At 39.8% G+C, this 9,027-nt stretch carries 11 protein-coding genes; 5 read left to right on the top strand and 6 right to left on the bottom strand.

Annotation, left to right across the window (positions count from 1 at the left end):
* Positions 1–117: 117 nt before the first annotated feature.
* The 5 genes from ccmE to ccmA are packed head-to-tail and all read right to left on the bottom strand — an operon-like array spanning position 118 to position 2,906.
* A complete protein-coding gene (gene ccmE, locus AB4153_RS18680; protein WP_102529607.1) occupies positions 118–615 on the bottom strand; it encodes a cytochrome c maturation protein CcmE in 498 nt (165 codons plus the stop codon).
* The gene (gene ccmD / locus AB4153_RS18675) at positions 615–812 is read right to left on the bottom strand and encodes a heme exporter protein CcmD (protein WP_102529608.1); all 198 of its coding nucleotides are present in this window, start codon (positions 810–812) and stop codon (positions 615–617) included. The genes ccmE and ccmD overlap by 1 nt, the downstream gene beginning before the upstream one ends.
* Positions 812–1,558: a heme ABC transporter permease gene (locus AB4153_RS18670; RefSeq protein ID WP_102529606.1), complete on the bottom strand. Its 747-nt coding sequence runs from the start codon at positions 1,556–1,558 to the stop codon at positions 812–814. Before AB4153_RS18670 ends, ccmD begins: the two co-directional genes overlap by 1 nt.
* A gap of 1 nt (position 1,559) precedes the next feature.
* Positions 1,560–2,246 carry a heme exporter protein CcmB gene (gene ccmB, locus AB4153_RS18665; protein ID WP_102529605.1) on the bottom strand — a complete coding sequence of 229 codons (687 nt, stop codon included), beginning with the start codon at positions 2,244–2,246 and terminating at the stop codon, positions 1,560–1,562.
* A 9-nt stretch (positions 2,247–2,255) separates the two neighbouring features.
* Positions 2,256–2,906, bottom strand: a complete 651-nt coding sequence (gene ccmA, locus AB4153_RS18660; protein ID WP_102529604.1) for a cytochrome c biogenesis heme-transporting ATPase CcmA — start codon at positions 2,904–2,906, stop codon at positions 2,256–2,258.
* Between the two features lie 323 nt (positions 2,907–3,229).
* On the opposite strand from ccmA, the gene AB4153_RS18655 reads away from it, so the two are divergent.
* A complete protein-coding gene (locus AB4153_RS18655; RefSeq protein ID WP_102529603.1) occupies positions 3,230–3,523 on the top strand; it encodes a cytochrome c5 family protein in 294 nt (97 codons plus the stop codon).
* A gap of 60 nt (positions 3,524–3,583) precedes the next feature.
* Here the strand turns inward: AB4153_RS18655 and ccmI are convergent, their stop codons facing one another.
* Entirely contained in the window at positions 3,584–4,846 is a 1,263-nt protein-coding gene (ccmI, locus tag AB4153_RS18650; RefSeq protein ID WP_371998360.1) for a c-type cytochrome biogenesis protein CcmI, read from the bottom strand.
* 428 nt (positions 4,847–5,274) lie between these two features.
* Here ccmI and AB4153_RS18645 point away from each other — a divergent pair, with 428 nt between their 5' ends.
* The 4 genes from AB4153_RS18645 to AB4153_RS18630 are packed head-to-tail and all read left to right on the top strand — an operon-like array spanning position 5,275 to position 8,863.
* A complete protein-coding gene (locus tag AB4153_RS18645) occupies positions 5,275–7,251 on the top strand; it encodes a heme lyase CcmF/NrfE family subunit (protein ID WP_371998359.1) in 1,977 nt (658 codons plus the stop codon).
* A 15-nt stretch (positions 7,252–7,266) separates the two neighbouring features.
* The gene (locus tag AB4153_RS18640) at positions 7,267–7,818 is read left to right on the top strand and encodes a DsbE family thiol:disulfide interchange protein (RefSeq protein ID WP_102529600.1); all 552 of its coding nucleotides are present in this window, start codon (positions 7,267–7,269) and stop codon (positions 7,816–7,818) included.
* Positions 7,819–7,820: 2 nt separating this feature from the next.
* Positions 7,821–8,309, top strand: coding sequence for a heme lyase NrfEFG subunit NrfF (nrfF, locus tag AB4153_RS18635; RefSeq protein WP_102529599.1), 489 nt, complete (start codon positions 7,821–7,823; stop codon positions 8,307–8,309).
* The gene (locus AB4153_RS18630) at positions 8,309–8,863 is read left to right on the top strand and encodes a TlpA disulfide reductase family protein (RefSeq protein ID WP_102529598.1); all 555 of its coding nucleotides are present in this window, start codon (positions 8,309–8,311) and stop codon (positions 8,861–8,863) included. The genes nrfF and AB4153_RS18630 overlap by 1 nt, the downstream gene beginning before the upstream one ends.
* The last annotated feature ends 164 nt before the right edge of the window (positions 8,864–9,027 follow it).

Genomic DNA, 9,027 nt, shown 5'->3' with positions numbered 1-9,027 from the left:
CTCACTGGCTCACTGGCTCAAATGAAATGGTAGAAATATAATTTGGAAATGCTGGCCGTTCAGTAGATAAAAAAAATGCCAATCGATTGATTGGCATTCTAGTATGAACGTTAAAACTTATTGGTATTTGTAACCTTCAGTTTGTTTTTGCTCAGAGTAGTCTAGCTTCTCATGAGTTTGACCCATGGCTTCAGCAACTTCTGGAGGCATGTAGTTTTCATCATGCTTCGCCAGTACTTCAGTTGCTTCGATAGTGTCAGGCTTGATTAATACGCCTTGAGCGACAATACCTTGTCCTTCACGGAATAAATCAGGCAGTAAGTCATCAAAAGTAACAGTAATTGCACCACCAAAAGCATCATGAATTTCAAATTCTACGTGCAAGCTTTCTGGATCTCTAACCATTGTTCCAACAGTTACCATTCCACCTACTCGAATACGCTGACCAATTTCAGGCTTTTCACCAGTGTCTTTTTTACCGTTTACAATTTCGTAAGGGGTAAAAAATAAGTTTAAGTTAGAGTTTAATGCATACAAAAGTAATGATGCGATACCTGCTACACCTGCAATTAATGCGACGGCAAGTGTGAGTCTTTTTTTACGTCTAGAGTTCACTATCTACTACTCCTAGTTTCTTTAAGGCGGTCTTCTCGTTCCATCTTTTTAGATATCTCGAGTAAGACGGATCTTTTCTGGCGAAGGCTTAAGAATAATAAGATCCCTAAGCTTCCGAAGGTAACACCGTATGACAACCATACATAAAATGCATAACCGCCCATATTTAAAAATTCTGACAATGATTCGAACTGGATCATTTAGATGCCTCCGCTTTTGCTAATTCTCTAACCCAAGGGCGCATGCCATTTCTTGCTAAAATTTCTGCTTTATAGCGCACCAAAGTGATTGCACCAATCATTAAGCCAAAACCGAATATATTGATAAGCAGCGGCGCTAACATTTCCATTGGCATAGCTGATTTTTCTGTGATTTTGATGGTGGCTGGTTGGTGTAAGCTACTCCACCAATCAACTGAGTATTTAATGATTGGGATATTAATAACACCAACGATGGCTAATATGCCTGCTGCACGAGCTGCAAGCACTTTATCTTCAAATGATGCATAAAGAGAAATAACACCAAGGTATAAGAATAATAGCACTAGTTCTGATGTTAAGCGTGCATCCCAAACCCACCATGTGCCCCACATAGGTTTACCCCATGCAGCACCAGTTAATAGCGCAATAAAGGTAATGACGGCGCCAATAGGTGCAATTGATGCTGCTACCCAGTCAGCCGTTTTAATTTGCCAAACGATACCGACAAATGAGGCTGATGCCATCGCCATATATGCGGCCATAGACATTGAAGCAGATGGCACGTGAATATAAATAATTCTGAAGCTCTCGCCTTGTTGGTAGTCCATTGGGGCAAATAACATTCCCCAGATGGTTCCAACACTTATCAATAAGATGGCAGAAAACGCAAACCAAGGTAAAAGCGTTGATGCTAGTTTGTATGCACGCTCGGGATCAGCGTATGAATGAAGCCATTTCCACATATCAGTTTGTACTCACTCGTAATGAAGCACCAATTGCAAATGGTGCCATAATTAATGATCCGACCAACATGGCGCCAATAATGGCAAGTTGTCCGGTATAAGGTAAATTTAAACCAGCAGCATCAATAGCGCTGGTAGCAAAAATTAGTACGGGTATATACAGTGGTAAAATTAATAAGCTAAGTAATACTCCACCCTTGCGTAACCCAACAGTTAACGCCACACCAATTGCACCAAGTAACGATAAGACGGGCGTGCCCACAGTTAGCGTTAATATGAGTGCAGTATAGCTATTACTTTCTAAATGTAACAAGACTGCTAATAAAGGTGCTACTAATATCAATGGTACACCAGTTAAAATCCAGTGAGCCAATACTTTCGATAATACCAATATTGGTAAAGGCTGTGGGCTTAGTAGCATCTGCTCTAAGCTACCATCATTAAAATCTGCTTTAAATAATCGCTCTAGTGACAACATGGATGCCAATAACGCAGCAACCCATATGATACCAGGTGCAACGCGCGACAGAACCTGTGGTTCAGGTCCAATTCCTAAAGGAAATAATGTCACGACTAAGACAAAGAATAAAAGTGGATTAAAAATATCCCCACGATGCCTAATCGCAATTTTTAAATCACGCTGCAACAATGTCAGAAATGCTTGGGTGTAACTGATGCCTCTTTTCATTGTTGTACCTTATACGAAGCGATAGTCTAGTTTGATCTTACGAAGCACTTCATCAGTGATGAGACTCATATCTTGGTGTGTCGTCATAATAACGCAACCACCACTTTGAGTGTGCTTAATAAACAATTGTTCCAACTCTTCTACACCTTTTTTATCAATTGCTGTAAATGGTTCATCAAGGATCCAGATTCGACAATTGGTGTGCCAGAGACGGGCTAGGGCTGTTCTTCTGTGTTGGCCTGCTGATAAATGTCCAGCGAGAGCCTCTTCGAAGCCACCTAAGTTAACTTTGGCGAGCAAATCATAACTATCAAAATCATTATATCCACTTAACCTTAAATTGAAGTTAAGGTTTTCATTTGCTGTTAACTCGCTTTTAACACCAGCGAGGTGTCCAAGATAAAGTAAATCTTCATTAAACTCGTCACGACATTGATTGATATCGGTATCAATATACTGAATCTCGCCAGCATAAGGTCGAGATAAGCCAGCAATGATGCGCAACAGGCTGGTTTTACCAGCACCATTAGGGCCTTCAATTTGGACAATATCACCTGCATTAATTTCGAAGCTTAATTGATCAAACAGAATACGGTCTTCACGAATGCACGTCAGTTCATTTGCCCTGACTAAAACTTGCTGCTGATTGTTGTCTGTCACTGAGCCCTCTTTTTACGTGTTGAGGATGAATACAAAATCAATATTATCATAAACACAATTAAGGGTTTAGCATTCAACCCATCTATGTGCTAGGTATTTGAAGTGGTTCCAATAAAATACATCTAATGTGAACTTTTTCATGATTCTCTAATATATTACTCAATACAGTTTTATTGTCTTAATTTGAGTATGAAGGTGAGATTCTTATCACAAAAAGGTGAGTTTTATTGAAGTTTGTAGTAATCTGATGACGATTAAATAAGTCTACCTGCTTTGAAAGGTGGCATTGAGCTTTGAATTTATTTGCATTAGGAACGATGAACATGAAAAAATTATTAGCAATGACTGCAGTTGCTGCATTGACTTTGTCTACAAACGTTTTCGCTCAAGATGGCGAAGCAGTTTACAACAAAGCGTGTCAAGTATGTCACAGCATGGGAGTTGCTGGTGCACCAAAAGCGCACGATGCTGCTGCATGGGAGCCTCGTTTAGCGGCGGGTATGGACACACTAATTTCTACAATTAAAACTGGTAAAGGCGCTATGCCTCCAGGTGGTATGTGTACTGATTGTACTGATGAAGATTACCAAAAAGCGATTGAGTTCATGTCTAAGTAATTTTAGATACTCATAAAAAAACCGGCTACTAGCCGGTTTTTTAATGTCTATAAAAACTGTTTATTGAACAACAGTATCAAGCATTAGTTTAGCTTCTTCACCGACTGCAACAGATGCAACAACACCTTTCAAGTCTCCAGTTTGCGCTTTCACACTACCGTGCTTAGATAACACTGCGATAATTTCAACATTTTGGGCACTGCTAAGTTTAACGTCACCACCCATTGAAGTTGAGTCATCTAATGTCACTGTAACAGGAAGGCTGTTAGCACTGATTTTAGTTGCAGCTAAAGGTACTTTAGGTCCTTGCGTTGAACGTGCAAAGATAAATACCATATCAGTAGAGCTAACTTGATCAGCTAATTCTGGTGAAATCGCAATTTCAACATCAACGGTTTTAGCTGTTGGTGCAGCTTGCGTCATTGGGTTGTGGTTGCTGTCATTTGGCATTTCGCCTGTTTCAGCTTGAATACGCATGTTAGCAGATTCGATTGCATTCATTACTGCTGTGCGATCAATGTCACTGCGGCCACTATCTAAAATAGTTTGCCATGCGTTGATTGCTGCTTGGTAATCAGCGGTAAAGAATGAGTCCATACCAACAAGTAGTAATGTTGATGGGTCTTGTGCGTCTAATGCCAGTGACTGATCAACCAATGCCTGAATTTGAGGATTCATTTCTTGGCCATTCTTGTAATACATTGCCGTTGCTTTAGGCCCAAGTAATTCTGCTGCAGTACCGACTAATTCCATTACTTTATCAAATGAAGCAATTGCTTGATCAAATTGATTAGCTGAAATATAAGCATGACCTAAGCTAAACCAAGCTTGGCTGTTTTCAGGATCTGCTTGTACTTGTTGCTCCATCATCTGTACGCGTTGAGCCATAATTTGCTCGCTGCTCATGCCTTGATGTGGGCTAGCCTCTGCTTGTGGAGGGTTAGCAAGCTCTTCGTAAGCACCTAATGATTGATAGAGGTACGCTGAAATAGCTAGAATACAAACGGTCATAAATGATGGCCATAAGATCCCTTTAGCTTGAATTTTCGTATCAAGAGAGTCATCGCCATTTTGCTTCATATCTTGCAATAAGCCGATTTCAAGCTCTTTCTTTAGTGCGTCAAACTCAGTTTGATCTAATAAGCCATCTTCTAGTTCTTTTTCTAGAATAGCTGCACGTTCGTTAAATAGTTCAAGGTTTGTTTGCTTACGTACGCCTGATTCTTCAGCAGCTAACATTTTTTGCTGACGAAAATGTGGGACCCAAATCAGCATTAAACTGATTACGACGACAAGAGCAATAAATATCCAAAATGTGGTCATTGTTTCAATATTCACTTTTAGGTTGCTGAAAAAACAGAGCGGATTAGCCGCCTGACTTGAAGTTAGATTATACGTAAAGATGATTCATTGAACAGTAATATACGATATAACCGAACCAGAATCGTCATAGTTGGGCACTGGTTCACAGATTAATCACCTATAAAAAAAACAAACGAAACTTAAATGAACTTTTTATGTCCTATGTTCAACAGTTGATAACTGGGTGTTTTTACTCTCTATTTTTTTGAGAATGAGACAAGTCACCCAGTTTTGCACGAAAGTGGCAGACATAAACAACAGCAACTACTAAAATATAAGCAAATTCGTATTAGCTAATGTTAATATCACTGTTTTAAAGCATTATGATAGATATGCGTTGTTTAGCCTTTATATGGCTTGAACAACTTTTTTAAAATTGAGGAATACCCATGATCCCTGAACTTGGACACTTCTCGCTCATTATTGGTTTGGCATTCGCCATTCTATTGATGACCGTGCCGTTATTTGGTGCAGCCCGTAAAGACCAGTATCTCGTAAGATATGCTTGGCCTATTTGTTACGGTATGTTCTTTTTTATCACTCTTTCTGTCATCACCCTAGGCTATAGCTTTGCTGTTGATGACTTCTCTGTGGCTTATGTCGCAAATCACTCCAACTCACAACTACCAATTTTCTTTAAAATTGCAGCTGTATGGGGTGGCCACGAAGGTTCATTACTTTTCTGGGTATTCTCTCTAACGGTTTGGGCAGCTGCGGTTGCAACCTTTAGTAAAGGTATGGAAGAAGTGTTCATTGCACGCGTACTCGCAGTACTTGCAATGGTCATTGTTGGGTTCTCATTATTCATGATCCTGACCTCTAGTCCTTTCGAGCGTATTTTCCCAATTCCTATGGAAGGTCGTGACTTAAACCCAATGTTGCAAGACGTAGGGCTTATTTTCCATCCTCCAATGCTTTATCTAGGTTATGTCGGTTTTGCGGTTAGTTTCGCATTTGCTATTGCAGCGCTTATGAGTGGCCGTTTAGATTCAGCTTGGGCAAGATGGTCTCGTCCTTGGACATTAGCTGCTTGGGTATTCCTAACAGGTGGTATTTCTCTAGGTTCTTGGTGGGCATACTACGAGCTAGGTTGGGGCGGATGGTGGTTCTGGGATCCAGTTGAAAATGCATCATTCATGCCTTGGTTAATTGGTACCGCACTTGTTCATTCATTAATCGTGACTGAAAAGCGTGGCGCATTCCGTAACTGGACAGTATTGCTATCTATCTTTGCTTTCTCATTAAGCTTGTTAGGTACATTTATCGTGCGTTCAGGTGTACTAACATCAGTTCATTCATTCGCAGCAGATCCTAGCCGTGGTATGTTCATTCTACTATTGCTTGGTTTAGCTATCGGTGGCTCCTTAACCTTGTTCGCACTACGAGCAAGTGAAATGAGTAGCCCTGCACGATTTGAATTAAAATCTAAAGAAACATTCTTATTAGTCTGTAATGTTCTACTAACTGTGGCAGCTGGTACCGTTTTACTTGGTACGCTATACCCACTGTTAATTGATGCATTAGGTATGGGTAAGATTTCTGTAGGACCTCCATATTTTAACTCTGTATTCGTACCAATCGTATTAGTACTATTTGGCTTTATGGGTATTGGTCCAATTATTCGCTGGAAGAAATCTAAAGCGGGTGAATTGAAACGTCAGTTACTTATCCCTGCAATTTTTGCAGCAGTAGTTGGTTTAGCAACGCCTTTCATTGCTGGCAACGAATTAAACCTTTGGGTTGTATTTGGTATCGGTATGGCAACTTGGGTTTCACTTGCAACATTCAGAGCGGCTTATAACCTGCTTACAGATGTAAATGGTAAATTTACTCTGAATAAGATTGGTCGTAGTGAAACGGGTATGCTAATTGCGCACATGGGTATTGCAGTTTCAATCGTTGGTGCGACTATGGTGTCAAACTACTCGATTGAGAAAAGCGTACGTATGGGCCCAGGTATCAGCGAAGAGTTAGCTGGTTATACCTTTAACTACATTGAAACTAAAAATGTTGTCGGTCCAAACTACACTGCTCAGCAAGGTCAGATAGAAGTTTATCAAGATGACAAGTTTGTCACATTATTAAGACCAGATCGTCGTCAATATAATGTGCGTACAATGGACATGACTGAAGCTGGTATTGATTGGGGCTTATTCCGTGACCTTTATGTCACTATGGGTGACCCATTAAGTATGACTCAGTTTGCAGTACGTCTTAATTACAAGCCGTTTGTTCGTTGGATTTGGATTGGTTCTATCTTCATGATGGTCGGTGGTTTCTTAGCTGCATCAGATAAACGCTACCGCGTGAAAGAAACTAAAACCGCGAAAGATGACACTAAAGAAGCGAAATTAGCGACTGCTTAATTTATTGGAGAAAATATGAAAAAGTTGGTGCTGTTTATACCATTGGTATTGTTTTTGGGGATGGGAGTTTTTCTATATCAGGGGTTATTCTTAAATCCGCAAAAGCTCGATTCAGCACTAGAAGGAAAGCCGGTTCCGGCTTTCCAACTTGAACGTCTCGAAACACCGGGTGAAATGCTAACGCAGGAAAATCTTAAAGGCGAAGTGTCACTTATTAATGTATGGGCAACTTGGTGCCCAGCTTGTAAGTATGAACATCCGTATTTAATGATGTTAGCGCGTCAAAACATTTTACCGATTTACGGTGTTAACTATCGTGATGAGCGTGCTCCAGCAATTAGAGAGTTAAGCCGTGAAGGTGATCCTTATACGCTTAATATTTTTGATAAAGATGGACGCTTAGGTTTAGACCTAGGGGTTTATGGAGCACCAGAAAGTTTTATTGTTGATCATAACGGCATTATTCGTTTCCGCTATGCAGGTCCTATTGACAGGAATGTATGGAGCGAAACGCTTTATCCAATGATCCAAGAGTTGCAAGCTGAAGCGAAACAAGACGGAGTTTAAGAATGAAGACATTTAAAATACTTGTTGGCTTCATGGCAAGTTTAGTTTTGGCTTTCAATGTCATGGCAACACCAGTTGATACATATGAATTTAAGTCAGCTGATAACCAAAAACGTGCATTAAGTTTGGCGCATGAATTACGTTGCCCACAATGTCAAAATCAAAATTTAATTGATTCTAACTCACCAGTTGCCCAAGATTTACGTCTTGAGGTTTACACAATGGTAGATGATGGCAAGAGTAATGATGAAATTGTCGATTTTATGACAAGCCGCTATGGTGACTTTGTTCTTTATAAGCCAAGACTTGATCCTAAAACTTACATTCTGTGGCTTGGTCCATTTGTTCTAATGTTGATTGCACTATATGTAGCACTCGTTGTAGTTCGTAAGCAACGTGGTAAATCAACAGCTGCACCAGAAATGACTGATGCTGATCGTAATGAGTTAGAAGCTTTGTTGAAAAATAAACAAAGTCTGGATGATAAGTAATGAATATCATGATCAAAGCGATCATGCTCAGTGCATTAGCAGTGACTATCACTGTTAATGCTTATCCTGGAATGGAAAAGCAACAGCAGCATGTAAGCAATTCTACACTGGACAAAATAAATGTCCTTGAGAATCCTTTTCCAATTGCACACATTGGATTCAATGATGCAGAAGGTAAAGAAGTCGACTTTGAAGAACATAAAGGAAAAGTCGTTATTGTGAATATGTGGGCCACATGGTGCCCACCTTGTGTAAGAGAACTACCAGCTTTGGATCGTTTAGAGCAAACGTTGAGTAAAGATGACTTTGTATTGATGCCAATTTCGATAGATGCAGAAGGCAAGAAGCAAGTCAGCCCTTTTTTAGAGTCAATCGGCTTACCTTCGTTTAACTCTTACTATGATGCAAAACAGAATCTACGTGAAGTATTCCCATTAGATACAATTCCAGCTACCTTTATCTTGAATAAAGAAGGCGAATTGGTGGCATATGTTCGTACATATGTAGATTGGGATGATGAAAATGCGATAGAGTTCTTGCAGCAATTCCAATAATAGCGCTAATAATATTGAGTTAGAGCAAGCTAAATAGGCCTAAGACAGTATAAATTGATTAAAAAAGATCGCTTTTGATGAAAAACTCATCAAGCGATCTTTTTTTTGTGTTTTTATTACCAAAAGCCCTTGCGGTGTTTCAGAATTTGCCTATAATGCGCATC

Origin of the sequence: Shewanella sp. 10N.286.52.E4 (assembly GCF_041468785.1) — a bacterium.
Taxonomy (GTDB): domain Bacteria; phylum Pseudomonadota; class Gammaproteobacteria; order Enterobacterales; family Shewanellaceae; genus Shewanella; species Shewanella electrodiphila.
This window is presented reverse-complemented; position numbering and strand designations above follow the sequence as displayed.